Below are 20,323 nucleotides of genomic sequence, written 5' to 3'. Positions count from 1 at the left end.
ATAGTAAAAAAATAAGTATTACCAGCTTTAACATTGTATCTTGGTACACTTAATAGTGCATAACAAAATATTAATGTTGAAGCTCGATTATACACAATGTGAGATATAAAAAGTATAGTTTTAAAATTATAAGGAGATGATTTATATGAAAGTCACAAAAGGAAAAGTAATTACTTGTATAAAGTTTTCAGTGTCACTTTGTTTTTTTAATTTTTTGTTTGACTATTTTTTCAGACCATCAAATATAAGTTTAGCAAGAAATATTTCTGTTGCAGTTGGTGTTGCAGTAGGGGTGGTTTTCTATAGCACAATTTTTGATAAAAAGGCAAACTGATATATATATTACTAAAAATTGGAGTATAATATTTATATAAAATTTAAGAAGGTGTATATGATAATTAAAAAGAAAAATATAAAATTAATATATATTAGGTTGCCATGTGGAGATTTCATATTATGAATATAAGTAATAAAAAAATAATGGGTCTTGTTTCATTTTTTGTAGGTATAGATATATTAATAATATTAACAGCGTTATGTAAAATTAAAAACTTATCTATTGATATTGAAAGTGTTCACAAATACAGTATATTAATATTATTAGTTTTATTATTAAGTTGTATTTATATCGATATAATAATTCATGAATTAGGTCACTTTATAGCTGGAAAATTAGTTGGATTTAAATTCTATTCTTTTACTATTTTTCCGTTTGAAATAAGAAATCAAAATCAAAAAGTCATTTTTCAAATCACTGGCAATTATGGGTTATTAGGTTCGTGTATGATGTATCCCAAGACTTTTAGTAAATTATTTAAAGAGTTATTAATATATTATCTTGGAGGCATAGGTTTGAACTTTATATTTATAATTGCATATTTATTTTTGATAATTTATAAGGTACCTAACATGAATAATATTTTCATAAAAATATTTTTTTGTTTTTTATTAATTATTAGTGAATTTAATTTAATTAAAAATGTTATACCAAGTAAAGTTAATGGAATGAAAACAGATGGCTCAAATGTATTGACTATAATAAACCCATCAGATTCCAATGATATTGATTTAATGGAAATGGTAATATCATTGCAACTTTTTTGTGGTATTAGACCAAGGGATATAAATTTTAAAGTACTAAATAATCGAAATATATTTAGTGATAAAAGCTTTCACGAATATATAAGCTTATATTATTTTTATTATTACCTAGATAGTGGAAATTTTGATAAAGCCCAAGTATGTATAGGTATAATTGAAGAAAATATTGATGAATATACTAAGGATGTAAGGCTAGATGTAATGTGTGAAATTTTATATTCTTATTGTTATATTAAAAAAGATATCAACAAATCAAAAGAAATATATACACAAATTTCACAAGTACTTTTAAATGATAAAAGTATTGGTGGTTTTCGAATACAAATGGCATATGAACTTTATATTAAAAAAGATATTGTAAAGGCTTTAGAATTTGGGCAGAGTGGATTAAGTTTAGTTAATCAGGATGAAGTAAAAGGAATAGATATTTTTGAAAAAGCTGAAATAGAAAGAATGATTGAACGAATCTCCAATTATAGTAATTAGCAAACAGAAGGCATACACCGTGATAGAGTAGTTATTACTGTGGCAGGAATGGAAGGTGACTTAGGGTGGATGGGTATGAAACTAGATAAAGAATATTATGTGATAGTGTCTATAATAGTATTTGTATGTGGTCTTATTATTAGTACTTATAATTTATATAATTTTACTGGATTTTTAATAATATTGCTACCGAGTACTATATTTAATGTTAGTTGGCATTGGTATCATAATGATAAAGGAGAATGATGTAGAACACTTAGGGAGCAGTTGTGATTTAAAGTGTATATGCTTTTATGTTAAGAGGTGGTCTGCTTTATGAGAAAAAGATAATCAGGCTAATAACTAAAGGTGGTTGCCAAGGATGTAGGTGATTAACATCTTGATTTAAGAGAGAAATAATGTCTCTCATCTGAATGCCCAAATTAAGTAACTTTAGCTCAAATAATTTAGACAAATGGAGCTAATTTGGTTTGTGACTAAATAGTAACTATAGTTAATAGATTTCAATTTTAGTATTATTTAATTTTTGGGGGGGGGAATCAATTAATTACATAAATAATAATATATTTCATAGAAAATTCAGATTCACTAAAATAATAATTAATGTTATTATACTAATAATCTTAATGAAGGGTGCGTATAAAACCAATTTATATAACATAGTTTTAGGTAAAGTGAATTTAAAAAATGATTACATGTTGAATAGAATGGTAATGTATTTTATTGTGGGAATTTTAATCTACTTTGTTTCAATTTTTATGCATGAATTAGGTCATTATTTAATGAGTAAATTAGTATGTATAAAGTTGGAATTATTTGTTGTAGGGCCAAGCATATATATGAATGATAAAAAAAGTCTCTTGTCATATACAAACCAATATATAAAGATATTATATGGGGGACCGATATTTACATTTGTAATTATTCTCATTTCATCCCTGTTTATAATAGAAAATAAATTTACTGTGATTTGTATGATTTTATTAATTGTAAATTGGTCAATTTTTATAACTATATTTTATAGCAGCATTAGTGTATATGGTGACTATTGTTTAATTGATTTACTCAAAAGAAAGCCTGAGTTTGTTATATTAATGTTTTCTATTCAATTCTCATCTGAATATCCAATTAATAATTTTATAGTTGAAGAATCTGAGCTGTTTGTGGACAAAATTTTGTCCAAGTGTGAATATAATAATATGGTCGTAGCACTAATAAACAGAATTATTGATCAAAAGATAATAAATGGAGAGAATTTAAGTATTCAGTGTATTAAATTTAAAGAATGGATTTTTAATTATTACTTTAAGTCTTCAAAAGGAAATATAATGTTTGATGCTAAAATTATAAAAGTTGCTTATAAATTCCTTCTGCATGAATACTCTTTAACAAAATATGAACTTAAATTAGATAATTATAAAAGTTTTGATAAGTTTTTAACCTTAAATAATTATAATACATTTAAATATTTTGCCATGATAAACGAAAGTTTAAGAGGATTATTTAGTGACGGTACTGGTTTTGATAAAAAATACAAAGAATATATTTGTGATGCGGGACAAATACTTTCAAAATGTAGTAACTATAAAAATTTGTTAGAAGATATTATGAAGAAATTAGGAGGCTGTGAGAAAAGTCTGTAAAATACAGCTTTCTATGCTAAAAATAATAGCTCCTAAATGAAACAAATTTTTTTTGTTTTACTTTGGTCATACGGATATCTCGCTTGATTGTTGCCAAAGAAGAAACTTTATATTTAATTGATAGCTAATTATAAAAAGTGTGATTTATTTTATTTAGATAAATCTTTAGCAAAGAGAATTTTTGTTAGAGACGCTTTGTATGCATCTCTTGGATATATATTAGTTCTTATATCTGCATTTGGATTTTTTGGAATAGGTACTTTGCTTGAATCTGCGGTTATATTGATTGGAATTTTATTACTATATCCAACAATATGTACTGATAGAAAAATAGGACTTAGATATACAAAAGTTAAAGATATTTTAGGTGAAAATTTTTATTCGTATTTTAATTGTAAAGAAAAGAATTTGTAGCAAGGTGAAGAATGCGACTGCGACTCCTGCAGTTTGTGTATAAATCGGATTTTCTGAATTATAATCATCACCATAGAAGGAACTGTTTTCAGTGACTTCTATGGTGATTTTCAGTTACATCCTATGGGGTTTGGACAGTCACCTGAAAAAAGGGAATGAAGCTGAGTTAAGTAAAGGGATAACAACCTCCGGTTAGTATAGAATAATAAAGTATAAAAGGGGAACATATGAGTTTAGTGTTTATATATATCATTATAAGTTTTTTATTAGCGAACATAATTCACGAGCTAATTCATTTTTGGGCTTTAAAATTAATAGAATTGGATATATGTCTTGATGCTTATTCAATTAAAGTTTATAAAAATGAAGGTAAATATAATATAAAAATAGATATTAAGTTGAAAGAATACATGCCTGGTTTTGTTTTACCTAAAATAAGTATGGTTAGAAATGAAACTGATTTTAAAATTAAAAAAATAAAATTATTTATTTAGCTTTAGCTGGTTCTTTTGGAAGTTTACTACTAACAAAAAAAGAATGATGGAGATTGCTAAGGGTTAACAGACCCTATGGCTAGATAGTGGATGGAGAGTGTGTGATGAAAATTACAACGAAAGACAGAATGGTTTCATTTATAAAAGTGTTTTTGATATTTTTTGTGATTAATTTTATTGGTCAATATTTTTTTAAACATTCAATTATGGATTTATACACAATAATCTAGCCGGAGCAGGACTAGTTGTCGCATGCTCGTATGGTCAAGTATGGGTAATTGCTTCTATAATGAAAGTTACTTTTGCTGCTGCAGTGAATAGCTTGGGAATTGCAGGAGTTGCAACTATAGTTGGAGGTACATTTGGAGTTTCAAAGGGTTAGTTGCGCTTGCGCTAAGTAAAGTTTTTAAGGAGGATTTATGACTAAGAAAATGAAACTTGTAAGCTACATCGTAATGCAGTCTTTCATATTATTAGCTGCATTTTTAATAATACTTTTATCATTAAAGTATAATTTATCAATGATGATACCATTGATAATGATTATAATTGCACAAATACCAGTTTTTATATTTTTATTTAGTAAAAATACTAAATAAAAATAGAGGGACTGTCATACTGAATTAGTGGTAGACTTTCATTATTACGCTTAAGATAAAAAAGTAGAGGAAAACGTCATTACATTCATTCCTCTATTTTAAACTATTCGAAATATAGTGTATATAGTATTATACTAATACTAAAAATACTTTAGAGGAGGGGATAAAAAATGGCATTTTTACAAGTGAACTTTGCTTCAAAAGCCTTAAAAAGAGATGTTACTTTCAATGCGCTTATACCAATTGATACAATAGAAATACAGGAGGAAGAAATAATTAAGAAAAAACCAATGAAAGCGCTGTATCTCTTGCATGGGTTAACTGGAAATTACACTGATTGGGTTTGTAGTAGTAAAATTGAGGAACTATCTTTAAGACACAATATCGCAGTGTTTATGCCCTCTGGAGAAAATAATTTTTATTTAGACGATGTTGATAAAGGCGAATTGTTTGGTGAGTTCGTTGGAAATGATTTAGTGGAATTTACACGCAGGATATTTCCGTTATCAAGGAAAAGGGAAGATACATTTATAGGTGGGTTGTCTATGGGTGGATATGGAGCAATTCGAAATGGATTAAAATATTCTGACAATTTTAGCCGTATCATTGCATTATCTTCTGCTATAGTTACATACAATATTGCTGGAGCTTCTAGTGATTTTAAGGACGAAGTTCGTGACTATAAATTTTATACTAGAGTATTTGGTGATCTGAATCAACTTTTGGATAGTGATAAAGACCCAGAGGCACTTATTATTAAGTTGAAGAAGAAAAATGCTCTAATTCCTAAAATATATATGGCGTGCGGTACAAACGATTTTTTGTTAGATGTAAATCATAAATACCGTGATTTTTTAATTTCAGAAAATATAGATGTAACATATGTAGAAAGTCCTGGCAGCCATACGTGGGATTTTTGGAATGAATATATTGAAAAAGGAATCAGATGGGCAGTTAAAAATAAGTAAATAAATTGTTGTATTGCTTTTTACTATCAGGAGTGGTACGGTTAGATTGATTTTAAATTAACAAAGTTATCGTTCTGAATGCACGAGGGTTCGTCCCGAATGAGAAGGCGAGAGAATAGTTGGAATGCTCCAAAGAACATATCTTTATTGGTTGTACCTTTGGTTTCGACGTACTATCCTTGTGCCTTTTCGGGTGCAGGGGTTTTTTTTATTGTTTAAAAGAAAGGAGGTTGCCAATGGAAACAAGAATTGCTCTAATTGGAATTATCGTTGAAAACACAGATGCTGCTCCAAAGCTTAACTCTATTCTCCACGAATATAGAGAATACATAGTAGGAAGAATGGGAGTACCCTATCTGAAACGCCATATTTCGGTAATAAGTATCGTTGTGGATGCGCCGAATGATGTTATCAGTGCCCTGTCAGGTAAGCTTGGAATGCTACCAAATGTAAACACCAAAACGATTTATTCCAAGGCGCCACCTATAGCAAAGCAGTAAACGAATGATTAAATCAAGGTCTATAAGAGTTTGACCATTTATAAATAATAAATATTAAAAAGGGGTTTATGCTATGTATGATAATAAGTCTAAAAATGCAACTGAGTTTATTGATGACGGTGAAATTCTATCTACCATTTCTTATGCTCGAGAAAACAAAAGAAATCGTGAGCTAATTGATAGCCTGATAGAACGTGCAAAAGACTGTAAGGGTCTAACACACAGGGAGGCTGCAGTACTTCTCGAATGTGATTTGGAAGATGAAAAAGAAAAAATGTTCAAACTGGCAAAAGAGATTAAGCAGAAGTTTTATGGCAATCGTATTGTTATTTTTGCTCCACTATATCTTTCGAACTATTGCGTAAATGGTTGTGTGTATTGTCCATATCACGCTAAAAATAAAACAATATCCCGTAAAAAACTTACGCAAGAAGAAATAGCACAAGAGGTCAAAGCACTTCAGGATATGGGACACAAGCGATTGGCTTTAGAATCAGGAGAAGACCCTGTGAACAATCCAATTGAATATATCCTTGAAAGTATAAAGACCATTTATAGTATTAAGCATAAAAATGGAGATATCCGCCGTGTCAATGTCAATATTGCTGCAACTACAGTGGAAGAATATAAGAAACTTAAGGATGCGGGCATCGGTACCTACATACTTTTCCAGGAAACGTATAACAAAAAAAATTATGAGGAGTTGCACCCAACAGGACCAAAGCACAACTATGAATATCATACGCAGGCTATGGATCGTGCCATGGAGGCTGGTATTGATGATGTGGGGATCGGAGTTTTATTCGGTTTAAATATGTACCGTTATGACTTTGTTGGACTACTCATGCATGCAGAGCATTTAGAGGCAGCCATGGGTGTGGGTCCACATACAATTAGTGTTCCTCGAATATGCCCTGCTGATGATATTGACCCAAATACGTTTTCAAATTCAATCTCGGATGAGATGTTCGAAAAAATTGTGGCTATTATTCGTATCGCTGTTCCATACACTGGCATGATTGTATCAACCCGTGAATCGAAAATAACACGTGAGCGTGTCTTGGAACTGGGTATATCTCAGGTAAGCGGAGGCTCATGCACCAGCGTTGGCGGATATGCGCAGACAGAAACGGAAGAAGATAACTCGAAGCAATTTGAAGTAACTGACACTCGTAAATTGGATGAAATTGTAAACTGGCTTTTGGAATTTGGGTATATTCCAAGCTTTTGCACCGCCTGTTATAGAGAAGGGCGTACAGGTGATCGTTTCATGAGTCTTGTGAAATCAGGTCAAATTGGAAACTGCTGTCAGCCGAACGCACTAATGACACTTAAAGAATATTTGGAGGATTATGCTTCACTTGATACCAAAAAAAAGGGCGAGATGGTAATTGAAAATGAGATTCCTAATATAAAAAATGAAAAGGTTCGTACAATTGCAATAGAGCATTTAAAAGAACTTAAGGAAGGGAAGCGAGATTTCCGTTTCTGATATTACAAATTAACATTTAAACATAACCATAATCATAAAATACAGTAAAGGTGTGTGTCAAAGTAATTGACACATGCTTTTTACGTTCTCGCATTAAGTAAAATTTATTTAATAGCTCAGCAACTATAAAATTACATCGCATTTATTTTTATAAACAACATACACGGCGAAAACTAATAAATAAGAAAACGATTTTATTGAAAATATCTATTATAATGTAAATAATTATATTATAATAGATATTAACAAAGATTAAATATTAAAAGGTTTTAAATATTAATAATATGTTGAGGGGTGATATTTATGTATGATGTAATTATTATAGGAGCAGGAGTAGTAGGTGCAGCGATAGCAAGGGAACTTTCAAGATATAATCTAAAAATAGGCGTTTTAGAAAAAGAAGATGACGTTGCAACGAAAGCATCAAAAGCAAATAGTGGAATAGTTCATGGTGGATATGCTGCAAAGTACGGTACATTAAAAGGACGATTATGCGGAAAAGGAAACAAAATGTATAGAAGTCTTGAGGAAGAATTAAATTTTGGATACAGACAAACAGGAGCTTTAGTGATTGGATTTAATGAAGGTGACGAGAAAAAAATTACTGAGCTTTATGAAAATGGTCTAAAATTAGACTGTAATGATTTAGAGGTGATAAGAGGAGCGAGACTAAAAGGAATAGAGCCACACTTAAATAGTGAAGTAAAGGTAGCACTATATGCTAAAAGCGTAGGGGTAGCGTCTCCTTATGAATTTACAATTGCGTTAGTAGAAAATGCTATAACTAATGGCGTTGAACTTAAGCTTGAAAATGAAGTAATATCTATAGAAAAATTAGAAGATAAGTTTATTGTACATACTAACAAGGAGGATATTAAAGCAAGATATATTATAAATGCTGCGGGTTTGCATAGTGATAATATATCTAACATGGTAGGGATCGATGATTTTAAAATAACACCAAAGAGAGGCCAATATATTTTAATGGGAAAAGATCAAGGGCACCTTGTGAATACTGTTATTTTTCAAGTGCCTACAGATAAAGGGAAAGGGATATTAGTAACTACCACATATCATGGCAATTTTATGATAGGACCTAATGCAGAAGAAGTGAGTAATGGAGATGATGTGTCAACTACCGCTGAAACTTTAAAAGATGTCATTATGGCGGCTAGAAAGTCCATACCTGATTTTAATGTGAGAGGCGCATTAACTACTTTTTCAGGGATAAGAGCTAGTAGCAGTACGGGGGATTTTATCATTGAGGAAAGCAGAGTTAAAAGATTTATTAATGTGGCTGGGATAGATTCTCCGGGGCTTACATCATCGCCAGCAATTGCTGAGATGGTGGTAGAAATACTTAAGAATTCAGGAATGAATCTTGTGAAGAATAATAATTTTAATCCTTATAGAAAAGGAATAATAGTAAAAAAAGATAATAGTTTTGATGGAGAAGTTAATCATGAAGATAAATCAAAAAATATTATATGCAGATGTGAGCAGGTTACAGAGGCAGAGATTATAGATGCGCTTCATAGAAATATACCAATTAACTCTATAGATGCGATTAAAAGACGTACAAGAGCAGGAATGGGAACTTGCCAAGGGAATTTTTGTAAACCTAGAGTTAAGGCTATTATAGCAAGAGAACTGAATATTTGCGAAGATAAAGTGAACGTGCGAGGCAAAAGTGATTCTAAACCGCCTGTTAGAGCGGAAATAAATTTGATTAGGAAATTTGAATCTTAGCAAAGGATGATAAAGTAACAAACTACAACCTTAAATATTATTATTTACAATTATCAATTGATATGCTAAAATTATTTATTATATCAAGACTCTGATTCTATTTATGATGATTTATGGAGGAGCTCAATGACAAAAGGACAAATTGAAGCGAAATTAAGCGAAGCAATTAGTAAATTTGAGATTGAACACATGGGTAGAGGCCCAGAAAAAATTCGGACAATCATATTTCAAGATTTAATTATAGTAAGACTTAAAGGATTTTTAAGTAAATCAGAAAAAAGCTTGGCTCAAAGCAAGGAAGGCGTCGATTTAATTAAAAGACTGAATATTGCTTTGTTTGAGAATGCAAGAGAAAATTTGGAAGAAACTATAAAATCTATAATTGATGTTAATATAGTAAGTACTTATTCTGATGTGAGTACCAAAACAGGTGAAAAAATTATAGCTATAATTGTAGACCAAGATATTGAAGAACGATTAATAAAATAATCATGGAAGACGCACTGAAGGGTCAATGACCAGTCAAGGGGTAAGCCAATAACTATAACTCTGAGTGAGGAGTTTTTGTTATTGGCTTTTTTATTGATTTTAATTTTAAAGGAGTATTATAAAAAACGAAGGGGATGATAATATGAAATTTAAGCAAAGGTGGATATATGTGATTTTGGGAATTATAATTATGATGTGCTTAGGCACTGTATACTCATGGAGTGTTTTTAGGATTCCAATTGAAAAGGCTTTTAATATAGGATCTACTCAAAGTGGCTTTCCTTACATGGTTTCTTTAGCAGCTTATTCATTTTTTATGTTTATAACTGGAAAATATTTAGAGAAATACAGTCCAAGAATGGTTATTTCTATGGGTGCACTTCTTGTAGCATTAGGATGGATATTATCTGCATATGCACCAAATATATATATTTTAACTATAACATATGGGGTAATAATTGGCGCTGGCGTAGGCATAGCATATGGAGCTCCGATGACGGTAGTAGCAAAATGGTTTCCAGAAAAAAAAGGCTTAGTAGTAGGCATTGTATTAATAGGATTTGGGTTGTCACCACTTATAACAGCTCCACTTGCAAGAAATTTAATAGAAAGTTATGGAATAACAAAAGCTTTCCTAATATTAGGTGTATCTTTTGGGGTAATAATACCTTTGCTTTCGTATCCATTTAGATATCCGTCTGATGTGGAAAGTAAAAGTCTTGAAACAACTGCAAGCACAAAAATTCATATGAATGGTACGAATACTGCTAAAATGATTAAATCAAAAAACTTTAAAGGGTTATATGTAAATTTTATGATTGGATCAATGATTGGACTAATGTTAATTGGAATGACAAGTAACGTTGGTGTAGAACTCATTAAGCTATCCCCAAAAACAGTAGCTTTATTAATGATCGTATTTGCAGTTTTTAATGGAATAGGTAGACCTATATTTGGCTTGATTACGGATAAGTACTCGTCTAAAACCGCCATGCTAATTTCTTACGCACTAATTATTATCGCAGCATTATTAATGCTAGTGGCAAATGAAGGCAGTTTAGTATTATTTAGTATAGCGTTTTCGATATTTTGGTTTAATCTTGGAGGATGGTTAGCTATAGCGCCTACTTCAACTCTTGATATGTATGGAACGAAACATTATAGTGAGAATTATGGTGTTGTGTTTACGGCATATGGTATAGGAGCCATTATCGGGGTGTTGGCTTCTGGACTTCTAATGGATATCCTTGCGAATTATAATTATATTTTTTATTTTATAATTGGTTTATGTATTATGGGTATTCTTTCATCTAAAAGAATGATTAAAACGTAATCTAACAGAATTGCCCATTTTAGTGGGCTAGAGTTAAGAGATGATTGATAGTAATTTCTAAGTTATTATATTTAATGCTACGTAATATTAATATTACGTAGCATTAAATATAATACAGTAAACTTCATGATGAACAGAATAATGTATTAGTATAACTTTTGGTTGAAGAAAAACGTGAAGTAGGTAGTAGATATATTTCGAGTTAATTTAGAGCTTTGGTTATAGCTAACTTTGATAATCGTTTTAAAGGTAGAAGCCCAATAATTACACAGGTAATAATGGTTTCCACACTTAGGTATGAACCGTTATATAAAAGGGAGTATAAATAAACAGAGGTTCCTTTTGGAGCATAGCTTCCGAAGAACACTACTCCAGAAATAAAATGGCATGTAAATCTAGCTAGCATTGCTACGACTACGCCAATAAGTATGACCTTAGTATTACGTGATCTAAAGTAACCAACTATTCCAATGGCCATAAAAGGAAGCGGATAATCAAATAGTACTTGCACTGGATGGAGTGCGAAGGGTGCTACTAAAAAATTAATAATTCCAAATAAAAAACCTGTTAAAAACCCAACTTCAGGACCATAAAATAAGGATATAAGTATGATTGGAACCATGCTCCCAGCAGTAATGCTACCACCTTGTGGTAATTTTATAATTGTAATAAACTGCAATACAGTAGATAATGCAAGAGATATACCAACTAAAGTTATCATCTGCGTAGTAAATTTAATTTTCCTAACTTTCAAAACTGCATAGATTAATAACAAAACTCCTAATAGTGCAAAAAGAGCAATGGGGGTTTTTGTAATTTCAGCGATTCTTTCGGTAAAAGTCATTTTTATAGCCTCCATGTATTGTGCTACAGAAGTATTATGGCAAAAACAAAAAAACTATATTCAAAAAAGGAATATAGTTAATATACTTATACATCATAACCGCTTTCCTCCGCTGGTATTATCCAGATCAGGTATAAGGGTCAATGAATTAAATATTCATATCTCAGCCATTAGGCACCCCTAGCACATATATTATTATTATAATTTAATTATATAGAAGTATATTATATTTTACAACCTGTTTTAGATATTTATGAATTAAAAGAAAATAATAAAATAAAGAAAATACCGGAAAAGATTGATTTTATAATCTGGATGGTATAAAGTTAATAAATGTAAGGTGATCAATTTAGCATTAGGGTTACAAAATACTCAGGGAATTTATTATTAAGGGGTTTTGTATTAGATGATGAAGATTAAAAAATAATATGTGTTTCCGAAAAAATACATACAAGGAGGTTATTATGAGAAAAAAAATAATTTTAATATTTACACTCGTTATTTTAATGTCTCTTTCGGGGTGTTCAAGATCGAAGACTGCTACAATAAAAAAAACTGCCCCAGTTAAACCAGCAACTGCAGTTGAACCCGTTAAACCGGCTGAACCCGCTCAAACCTCTTCGATACCCGCTTTTGACAAGACTGCTGTTATGAAGGCTTCAGGAAAGAGTGTTCCAGTTTTAATGTACCATTCAATTGACTACGAAAAAGATAATCCTATTCGTCTTCCTGTTAAAAGATTTGAGGAGCAACTAAAATATTTAAAAGATAATGGTTATTATACTATTACACTTACAAATTTATATGAATATCTTATTAAGGATATACCAATACCTGAAAAATCCATAGTTCTTACTTTTGATGATGGTTATGAAGATAATTATACGGATATGTTCCCTGTTTTGAAAAAGTATAATTTTAAAGCAACAATTTTTGTTATTACTGGTAGTATTGATAAAAGTCCTAACTATATGACTTCGAAACAGCTTGTGGAAATGGAAAAATATGGAGTGGAAATAGGGAGTCATACCGTAAAGCATGAAAATTTAAAAGAGATGCCTAAGGATAAGCAACTAGAAACTTTAGTTAAATCTAAAAAAGATTTGGAAAAAATATTAAATAAACAAATAAAATTCTTTTCCTACCCTTATGGTGGATACAGCAAAACTTCAATTGAGGCTGTACGAGAAGCAGGGTATACAATGGCTTTTAGTACTGACGGCAGATGGTCTTCCAAAGAGGATGGTATACTTTCCTTACATAGGGTATATATAAGTTCATTCCATGACATGGAAGAATTTAAGAAACGTATTTCTAATACAGATTAAATTTTAATAAAGTTCAATATTTAGAGTTGGGTCCCTAAGTTACTAGGGGCCCAACTTTTATATGTATTATTCTAGGTACACCAAATTGTAAGGTGTCTCCTGATAAACATAATAATTTAACCAGTTTAAAAAAAGCAAACTTGAGTGACCTCTCCATTTTACGATAGGTATTTTTAATGGATCGTCTTTTGGATAATAATTTTTGGGGACATTTATATTTAAGCCGTTTGCTATATCCCTGTCATATTCATTTTTTAATGTTAATGGATCATACTCTGAATGCCCGGTTATAAAAATTTGTCTTCCCTTTTTTGCTGATACAATGTAAATGCCTGATTCCTCAGATTCTGATAAAATTTCAAGCTCATCTATTTTATCAATATCAACTTTTCTTATTTCAGTATGTCTTGAATGTGGAACATAAAATTCATCATCAAATCCACTCAAAAGTTTAACGTTTTGCTTTGTTATTTTATGTTTAAACACTCCAAATACTTTACTATCAAGTTTATGTTTTTGCACTCCGTAATGATAATGAAGCCCTGCTTGAGCACCCCAACAAATATGCAAGGTAGAGTATACATTGTGAACACTCCATTCCATAATTTTTTTAAGCTCCTCCCAGTAATCCACTTCTTCAAAGGGAATACTTTCAATTGGCGCTCCAGTTATTATCATTCCATCAAATCTAGAATTCTTTATTTCTTCAAAAGTGTTATAAAATTTAATTAAATGTTCCTGCGATATATTTTTACATGCATGGCTTGCAGGGTGAAGAAGAACTATATCAATCTGTAGTGGAGAGTTCCCAAGAAGTCTTAAAATTTGTGTTTCAGTATCGATTTTTGTTGGCATAAGGTTTAAAATCACAATTTTTAAAGGCCGAATATCTTGGTGAAATGCGCAGTCTTCTGTAATAGTAAAAATGTTCTCTTTATTTAAAGTTTTAAACGCTGGAAGATTGTCAGGTATTTTTATTGGCATTTGCATCCTCCTTGTAATTAGGCATCTTATAAAAAAAAGCTGCTTTCCTATAAGGAAAGCAGCGTGATTAACTTTAATAAACAATAAAATTGTATTATAAAATTTGCTATCGTCCTTATCTTTCAGATTTTATAATCTGATGGAATTGACACCATTGCACTCCACTTAAGAATGCTGGTTGTCGGGCATCATCGGGCCAGTCCCTCTGCCGCTCTGGATAAGTTGTATTCAGTTGTTATTGCTTAGTATATTACTCGTAAAAGCAATTGTCAATAGGTAAAAATGTCTTTGTTTTATTTTTGACAATATTGAACATATGTGTTACGATTGCTACTGTTCATCGGAGGGTATATAGATAATTATATGCTGGATAAGATGGTTGGATAAAGCCAACTTCCTTATCCAGCATTTTTTTATTTTAGGAGGCACATATTATGACACAACAGAACATTTTAACAGAAGGAAAGGTTATTATGAAACAAGAGAATACTTTAACAGAGGGTAAGGTTATCCCAACGCTTTTAAAATTTGCATTTCCGTTTCTATTAGCAAGCTTGTTGCAAGCACTCTATGGTGCAGCTGATTTGTTGGTTGTTGGACAGTTTGATAATTCGGCGCAAGTTTCTGCTGTGGCAACAGGAAGCCAGATTATGCAGACAATCACAAGCGTTATCCTTGGATTAACAACTGGAGGTACTATTTTAATTGGCAACTATTTGGGTGCAAAAAAATATAAAGATATTGCAGAGTCAGTTGGAACTATCATTTGTACATTTGGTATAATAGCAGCTGTGTTGACTGTAATTATGGTGGTAATGACAGGTACTATTACAAATTTAATGAATACGCCAACAGAGGCATTTAAATACACAAAAGAATATATTTTTATCTGTTCTTGTGGTATTCCATTTATTATAGGGTACAATGCGTTGAGTGGTATTCTGCGAGGGCTAGGCAATTCAAAAGCACCATTATTCTTTATTGCGGTAGCTTGCGTAACTAATATTATGGTAGATTTAATATTAGTGGGTGGGTTCCATATGGGGGCGCCAGGAGCTGCAATTGCTACTATAGCTGCTCAAGCTATAAGCTTCATAATTGGGGTGCTGTATATAAAAAAGATAGGTTTTAACTTTGAGTTTCATCGTAGTCATATTAGGATTGAAGCAGGAAAAGCAAAGAAGGTATTTAAGCTAGGATTACCAATAGCATTACAGGATGGTTTAATTAATATTTCTTTTATAATAATTACAGCAGTTATTAATGTAATGGGACTTACTGCTTCTGCATCTGTAGGTGTTGTCGAAAAAATAATTGTATTTACAATGCTTCCAACGATTGCATTTGCTTCAGCAATTGCAGCGATGACAGCTCAGAATATGGGGGCAGGAAAGAAGGAAAGAGCAAAACAATGTTTGTATATAGGCACGGGATGCTCATTAATATTAGGAATAATATGTTATGCATATGCACAATGGAATCCAACATCGCTTACAGCATTGTTTTCTAGGGATACAGCGGTCATAGAAACAGCTGCATTATATATTAAATCATACAGCATCGATTGCATTTTGGTATGCTTTGTATTTTGTATGAACTCGTTTTTTAGTGGTTGTGGTAATTCGTTATTTCCAATGATTCACAGTTTAATTGCTACATTTATCATTCGTATACCGTTATCTTTTGTTTTAAGTAAAATAGTAGGTATGACTCTATATGAAATTGGATTTGCTTCTCCTCTTGCAACATTCGCATCACTTGTAATGTGTATAATCTACATGAAATCAGGTAAATGGAATAATAATAAAATTATTTATTGAGGAAATTATATAATATAATGTGAAAAGCAAAAAAATGATTTCTGTGCACAACACAGAAATCATCTTTTTGATTCAGCATAGACTTATTTAAAATTTTTATTTGTAAAGGGTATATTTTTATTTAAATATTTCTTTTCATAGTGGCTATACATAAACCAGGCAACAGCCGCAAAAAATATCGGGCCACCTATACTCCAAAGTGTTATGCTCAATTTTCCTTCCAGTGCTGGTTGTATTATTGAGAAGAAGTTTGCAAATCCAACAGTGAACATAACAACTATTGTCCATATTAGTGCACTTCTTTCAGTTTTGAATATTTCAAAAGGCTTAATAATATCTTTGTTTTTCTTAAATGGTGCAAAAGCAAAAGCTATAAACATGTATGGAAGAGTCATAGCTACATTAGTCATAGCTACTAATACAACGAAGAAACCTGACATATTCTCTCCACCAAAGGATACAAGAGCAATAATAACACAAACTATTGTAGCTTGAATCCACATAGCCCTTTGAGGCATTCCATTTTTCATTTCTGCCATTTTCCCAGGCCATAATTTAGCTGGAGTACCTTCAATTAATTGTTTTAATGGAGAAAACATTAATGTAAAGAATGCACCGGCTAAAGCTAAGAACATTGAAAGCCCAACGAATCTAGCTACTCCATGCGCCAAAGCTAAACATGTTGCTTCGCTTGCACCGAATGCGCTACCAAGAGAATATCCTAGGTTACTCATTACTACATAACCAACATTACCTAAGTGAACGCCATTTCCAGTCATAACAGTTGACCAGTTAGTAAATATACCAACAAGGAATAGTCCAAGTGCGTATCCAACTGAGATAACAATTGCTGAAATAACAACACCCTTAGGGAAGTTTTTTTCAGCATTTTCTGTTTCGTCAACTAGTCCTCCAACAACTTCAATACCACCATAAGCAAATATAGCAAATACTACGAAAGCAAATGATGAAATCATATTTCCAGAATAAGCAGGATCTGGCGAGGATATGAATGAACTAAGTCCAGTTATTGGCTGAGCTAACTGGCCATGATTTCCTATAAGGACTAGTAGAGATCCGACTAATAATACTACATTTAACAATGCAACTGCAGTGCCACCTAGTGAAGTTACCTTTTTAATTTTATCTAATCCCTTAGTTGATATAAATGTAACAAATATTATCCAAAGCATTCCAAGTATTCCTAAAGTTTTAGGCCCGGTTAATCCAAATAAGGAACAAGTCTGTGTTATATCTTTACCAAATATTGCATTCGATATTGGAACCCAAATTCCCGATGCAACGTTAACCATCCAAATTACATAAGATGCGTACCACATGAACGTTGCCATAAAAGCAAATTTAGCCCCCACTGATTTTTCCATCCATGAGTAGATTCCACCTTTTTCATCCTTGAAAGCTGCACCAAACTCAGATAGCATGAAAGCAAAAGGAATAAAAAATGTTATTCCAGACAGTATGTACCAAGGAATGGCAGCATAACCCATCTTATAGAATGATCTGGGAATGTTGTTAAATCCATAAACCGAAGTAAAAATCATTAAAACTAATGATACTAATGTTAAATGTTTAGTACTTTTTACTTTTTCCGACATGTTTTTTCCCCCTTTAATGTAGACGATCTAAGTTAATTTACTTTGTTAATATCATTATATAGCAACTGGTAAAAATTTCAATAGCAAAGGGGTTATTTATAGTTAATAATTGTAAAATAGACCAATAAATACTATTGTGATTAGGTAAATAGTGCATAAGGTAAGAAAAGAGGATATAATAAGGGAAGCTTTGAAACTAACTTTTTATTGTAAATCCATTTAAATAAAGGGGAAGATGATGATAAAAACAAATGCTATGCGAATTTTAGATAAAGGGAATGTAGAATACAATGTTATAACTTATGATATCAAAGATGATAAAATAGATGGAGTGTCTGTGGCAAATAAGATAGGTAGAGATGAAAAGTATGTCTATAAAACTTTAGTGACACATGGAATTTCTAAAAATATTTATATTATATTAATTCCAGTTAGAGAAGAAATAGACTTTAAGAAAGTAGCTAAAGTAACTAACGAGAAAAGAATAGAAATGTTAGATTTAAAGGATCTTCAAAAGGTTACAGGATATGTTAGAGGGGGGTGTTCCCCTATAGGTATGAAGAAACAGTATAAAACATTTATTGATAAAAGTGCTCTCGAAATAGATACCATAATTGTAAGTGCCGGAAAAATAGGAGTTCAAGTAGAAATCAACGCAAATTTATTAAAGGATAATGTGGAGGGTGAGTTTGCTTTTTTAGTAAAGTAATCTAACAATTATTCTGAGGGATTATCCAATCGGGATAATAAATTATCATAGGGTGGTGTATTAGCAATTTTAAAATAGGGGATGTTAATGATAAATTACGTTTCTAAAAACTTTTAACGACATTTCAGAAGGAAAGTCTCACACTTCTATAAGTGGGAGTAACTACTATAAGTGGAAGTATTTGCACAATTGGGTGTAAAATATATGCAATTACGGTTTAGATAAGAAGAAGTTGAACTTAGGTTACAAAAGAATGTGAATAAAAAAATTGGCAAAAGCCAGATAGTGAACTACTGAAATATATATTTCAGTAGTTTTTTGAATATCGAGCATTTTTAATATTACTTGTAATTTATTTCATTATCGGATTTCAATTTAAAGATGAAATGTTGATACAACAGTTGTTAGTACTATATTAGGTACTTTTATTAATTAATCAATATTTTTTATTATTCTACAAGGATTTCCAACAGCGATAACATTAGCTGGAATATTTTTTGTAACCACGCTACCAGAACCTATTACGCTATTATCCCCAATAGTTACACCGGGATTTATTATAGAGCCACCACCAATCCATACATTATTACCTATAGTTACAGCTTTTGTATAATCAGCATTTTTGGGCCTTAATTTGGGATCAATTAAATGAGTTGCAGTAAATATGCTTACATTAGGAGCACACAATACATCATGTCCAATTTTTACAAGTCCATCATCTAAAACCAAAAAATTAAAATTCGCATAGAAATTTTCTCCAATTTCAATATTAGTGCCATAATCACAATGAAAGGGAGGTTCTATTTCAAAATTCCCGCCTATTTCTCCAAGTAGTTTTTTAATAATATTTATTCGCTCGATTGTTTCCTCGGGATCTGTATTATTATATAGTTTTGTAAGATGCCTAGCTTTATTTCTTAAGAGTACTAAATCTTTATCATAGGCATTATATATTTCACCATTTAGCATCTTTTGTTGTTCATTCATTTTATACACTCCTTATTATACTTAGTTAGTATGAGTATAGCATAGTAGAATAAACAGTAGAATTAAAGAGCCAATAAAGCTTAATATAGAAAGTAAAGTGATTAGAAATGGAACCATGTGATATGTCTTTAAAGTATATGATATACAGCGAGAATAAGGGGCGCGTTTCACAAGAATTTGGAAAGGAAATTATGGCAAAATAAGCATGGAAGAACAAAAAACTAAGTCACTTAGATTATTTATGTGACTTAGCCTAATCATATGATTTTGCTCGAATCTAAGTAGAAAATTATTTTTTTACATTGTCTTTGTCCGGCATAGGCATCATATGGTGCATATGCATCATACACATCATACACATCATATGCATCATATGCATCATACAGTTCTGCATCATAGGATCCATTGGTGTCTGATTCATAGGCATCATTGACATCATAGGATTCATTTGATTCATAGGCATCATTGACATCATAGGATTCATTTGATTCATAGGCATCGTAGGCATCATAGGATCCATTTGATTCATAGGCATCATATGCATCATGGGATCCATTTGATTCATAGGCATCGTAGGATTCATTTCTTTCATGTTTTTACAGTCCATTGAATAATTTTTCATAAAAATCTCCTTATAAAAGTTATACACAATATATTATTATGTAAAATAACATTTTATGTTACTACCTTTTCTAATTTAAAACATACTTCTAAAGAATCTTTATTGTTTTATATATAAGTAATTGTAAGTAGTTAAAGAGAACTAC

General features: G+C 31.1%; 22 protein-coding genes and 2 riboswitches. Of the genes, 17 read left to right on the top strand and 5 right to left on the bottom strand.

Features of this window, described 5'->3' with window-relative positions; translation table 11 throughout:
• Positions 1–145 precede the first annotated feature (145 nt).
• The 14 genes from ACWJKE_RS09890 to ACWJKE_RS09825 all read left to right on the top strand — a co-directional run bounded on the left by ACWJKE_RS09890 (position 146) and on the right by ACWJKE_RS09825 (position 11,268).
• A complete protein-coding gene (locus ACWJKE_RS09890; RefSeq protein ID WP_216303199.1) occupies positions 146–334 on the top strand; it encodes a hypothetical protein in 189 nt (62 codons plus the stop codon).
• 122 nt (positions 335–456) lie between these two features.
• Positions 457–1,587, top strand: a complete 1,131-nt coding sequence (locus ACWJKE_RS09885) for a site-2 protease family protein (RefSeq protein ID WP_216303198.1) — start codon at positions 457–459, stop codon at positions 1,585–1,587.
• A gap of 48 nt (positions 1,588–1,635) precedes the next feature.
• The gene (locus ACWJKE_RS09880) at positions 1,636–1,833 is read left to right on the top strand and encodes a hypothetical protein (RefSeq protein ID WP_268064019.1); all 198 of its coding nucleotides are present in this window, start codon (positions 1,636–1,638) and stop codon (positions 1,831–1,833) included.
• A gap of 380 nt (positions 1,834–2,213) precedes the next feature.
• Positions 2,214–3,230, top strand: a complete 1,017-nt coding sequence (locus ACWJKE_RS09875) for a zinc metalloprotease (RefSeq protein ID WP_258280572.1) — start codon at positions 2,214–2,216, stop codon at positions 3,228–3,230.
• A 117-nt stretch (positions 3,231–3,347) separates the two neighbouring features.
• On the top strand, positions 3,348–3,644 hold the full coding sequence (locus ACWJKE_RS09870; RefSeq protein ID WP_220286758.1) for a hypothetical protein: 297 nt from the start codon (positions 3,348–3,350) through the stop codon (positions 3,642–3,644).
• Between the two features lie 227 nt (positions 3,645–3,871).
• Positions 3,872–4,138: a hypothetical protein gene (locus tag ACWJKE_RS09865; protein WP_220286757.1), complete on the top strand. Its 267-nt coding sequence runs from the start codon at positions 3,872–3,874 to the stop codon at positions 4,136–4,138.
• A 104-nt stretch (positions 4,139–4,242) separates the two neighbouring features.
• Positions 4,243–4,368: a hypothetical protein gene (locus ACWJKE_RS09860; RefSeq protein ID WP_263492334.1), complete on the top strand. Its 126-nt coding sequence runs from the start codon at positions 4,243–4,245 to the stop codon at positions 4,366–4,368.
• A gap of 189 nt (positions 4,369–4,557) precedes the next feature.
• Positions 4,558–4,737: a hypothetical protein gene (locus ACWJKE_RS09855; protein WP_216303194.1), complete on the top strand. Its 180-nt coding sequence runs from the start codon at positions 4,558–4,560 to the stop codon at positions 4,735–4,737.
• A 170-nt stretch (positions 4,738–4,907) separates the two neighbouring features.
• On the top strand, positions 4,908–5,705 hold the full coding sequence (locus tag ACWJKE_RS09850) for an alpha/beta hydrolase (protein WP_220286756.1): 798 nt from the start codon (positions 4,908–4,910) through the stop codon (positions 5,703–5,705).
• Positions 5,706–5,941: 236 nt separating this feature from the next.
• Positions 5,942–6,205 (top strand): TM1266 family iron-only hydrogenase system putative regulator, encoded by a 264-nt coding sequence (locus ACWJKE_RS09845; RefSeq protein ID WP_216303192.1) that lies wholly within the window; start codon positions 5,942–5,944, stop codon positions 6,203–6,205.
• Positions 6,206–6,278: 73 nt separating this feature from the next.
• Positions 6,279–7,697: a [FeFe] hydrogenase H-cluster radical SAM maturase HydG gene (hydG, locus tag ACWJKE_RS09840; protein WP_220286755.1), complete on the top strand. Its 1,419-nt coding sequence runs from the start codon at positions 6,279–6,281 to the stop codon at positions 7,695–7,697.
• 303 nt (positions 7,698–8,000) lie between these two features.
• A complete protein-coding gene (locus tag ACWJKE_RS09835; RefSeq protein ID WP_220286754.1) occupies positions 8,001–9,446 on the top strand; it encodes an NAD(P)/FAD-dependent oxidoreductase in 1,446 nt (481 codons plus the stop codon).
• A 126-nt stretch (positions 9,447–9,572) separates the two neighbouring features.
• Positions 9,573–9,935 carry a Na-translocating system protein MpsC family protein gene (locus ACWJKE_RS09830; protein WP_220286753.1) on the top strand — a complete coding sequence of 121 codons (363 nt, stop codon included), beginning with the start codon at positions 9,573–9,575 and terminating at the stop codon, positions 9,933–9,935.
• A 142-nt stretch (positions 9,936–10,077) separates the two neighbouring features.
• A complete protein-coding gene (locus tag ACWJKE_RS09825; protein WP_220286752.1) occupies positions 10,078–11,268 on the top strand; it encodes an L-lactate MFS transporter in 1,191 nt (396 codons plus the stop codon).
• 202 nt (positions 11,269–11,470) lie between these two features.
• Here ACWJKE_RS09825 and thiT read toward each other — a convergent pair whose 3' ends face one another.
• Entirely contained in the window at positions 11,471–12,112 is a 642-nt protein-coding gene (gene thiT / locus ACWJKE_RS09820; RefSeq protein WP_216303187.1) for an energy-coupled thiamine transporter ThiT, read from the bottom strand.
• Positions 12,113–12,199: 87 nt separating this feature from the next.
• Positions 12,200–12,304, bottom strand: a riboswitch (TPP riboswitch).
• 272 nt (positions 12,305–12,576) lie between these two features.
• Here thiT and ACWJKE_RS09815 point away from each other — a divergent pair.
• Positions 12,577–13,440 carry a polysaccharide deacetylase family protein gene (locus ACWJKE_RS09815; protein WP_220286751.1) on the top strand — a complete coding sequence of 288 codons (864 nt, stop codon included), beginning with the start codon at positions 12,577–12,579 and terminating at the stop codon, positions 13,438–13,440.
• A 66-nt stretch (positions 13,441–13,506) separates the two neighbouring features.
• On the opposite strand, the gene metA is transcribed toward ACWJKE_RS09815, so the two are convergent.
• Positions 13,507–14,424 (bottom strand): homoserine O-acetyltransferase MetA, encoded by a 918-nt coding sequence (gene metA / locus ACWJKE_RS09810; protein WP_220286750.1) that lies wholly within the window; start codon positions 14,422–14,424, stop codon positions 13,507–13,509.
• Between the two features lie 112 nt (positions 14,425–14,536).
• Positions 14,537–14,648: riboswitch (SAM riboswitch) on the bottom strand.
• Between the two features lie 210 nt (positions 14,649–14,858).
• Here metA and ACWJKE_RS09805 point away from each other — a divergent pair.
• Positions 14,859–16,244 (top strand): MATE family efflux transporter, encoded by a 1,386-nt coding sequence (locus tag ACWJKE_RS09805; protein WP_258280571.1) that lies wholly within the window; start codon positions 14,859–14,861, stop codon positions 16,242–16,244.
• Positions 16,245–16,327: 83 nt separating this feature from the next.
• On the opposite strand, the gene yjeM is transcribed toward ACWJKE_RS09805, so the two are convergent.
• Complete coding sequence (yjeM, locus tag ACWJKE_RS09800; RefSeq protein WP_220286749.1) at positions 16,328–17,860, bottom strand: glutamate/gamma-aminobutyrate family transporter YjeM; 1,533 nt, start codon at positions 17,858–17,860, stop codon at positions 16,328–16,330.
• Positions 17,861–18,098: 238 nt separating this feature from the next.
• Between yjeM and ybaK the strand changes: the two genes are divergently transcribed.
• Positions 18,099–18,569, top strand: coding sequence for a Cys-tRNA(Pro) deacylase (gene ybaK, locus ACWJKE_RS09795; protein WP_216303183.1), 471 nt, complete (start codon positions 18,099–18,101; stop codon positions 18,567–18,569).
• 432 nt (positions 18,570–19,001) lie between these two features.
• Here ybaK and ACWJKE_RS09790 read toward each other — a convergent pair whose 3' ends face one another.
• Both ACWJKE_RS09790 and ACWJKE_RS09785 read right to left on the bottom strand, forming a co-directional pair.
• Positions 19,002–19,556, bottom strand: coding sequence for a sugar O-acetyltransferase (locus ACWJKE_RS09790; protein ID WP_220286748.1), 555 nt, complete (start codon positions 19,554–19,556; stop codon positions 19,002–19,004).
• A 289-nt stretch (positions 19,557–19,845) separates the two neighbouring features.
• Positions 19,846–20,178 (bottom strand): hypothetical protein, encoded by a 333-nt coding sequence (locus ACWJKE_RS09785; protein ID WP_462958759.1) that lies wholly within the window; start codon positions 20,176–20,178, stop codon positions 19,846–19,848.
• Positions 20,179–20,323: the final 145 nt, after the last annotated feature.

Source organism: Clostridium sp. CM036 (genome assembly GCF_055081135.1).
Note: the sequence above shows the minus strand (reverse complement) of the source record. Positions and strands in the feature narration are given on the sequence as shown.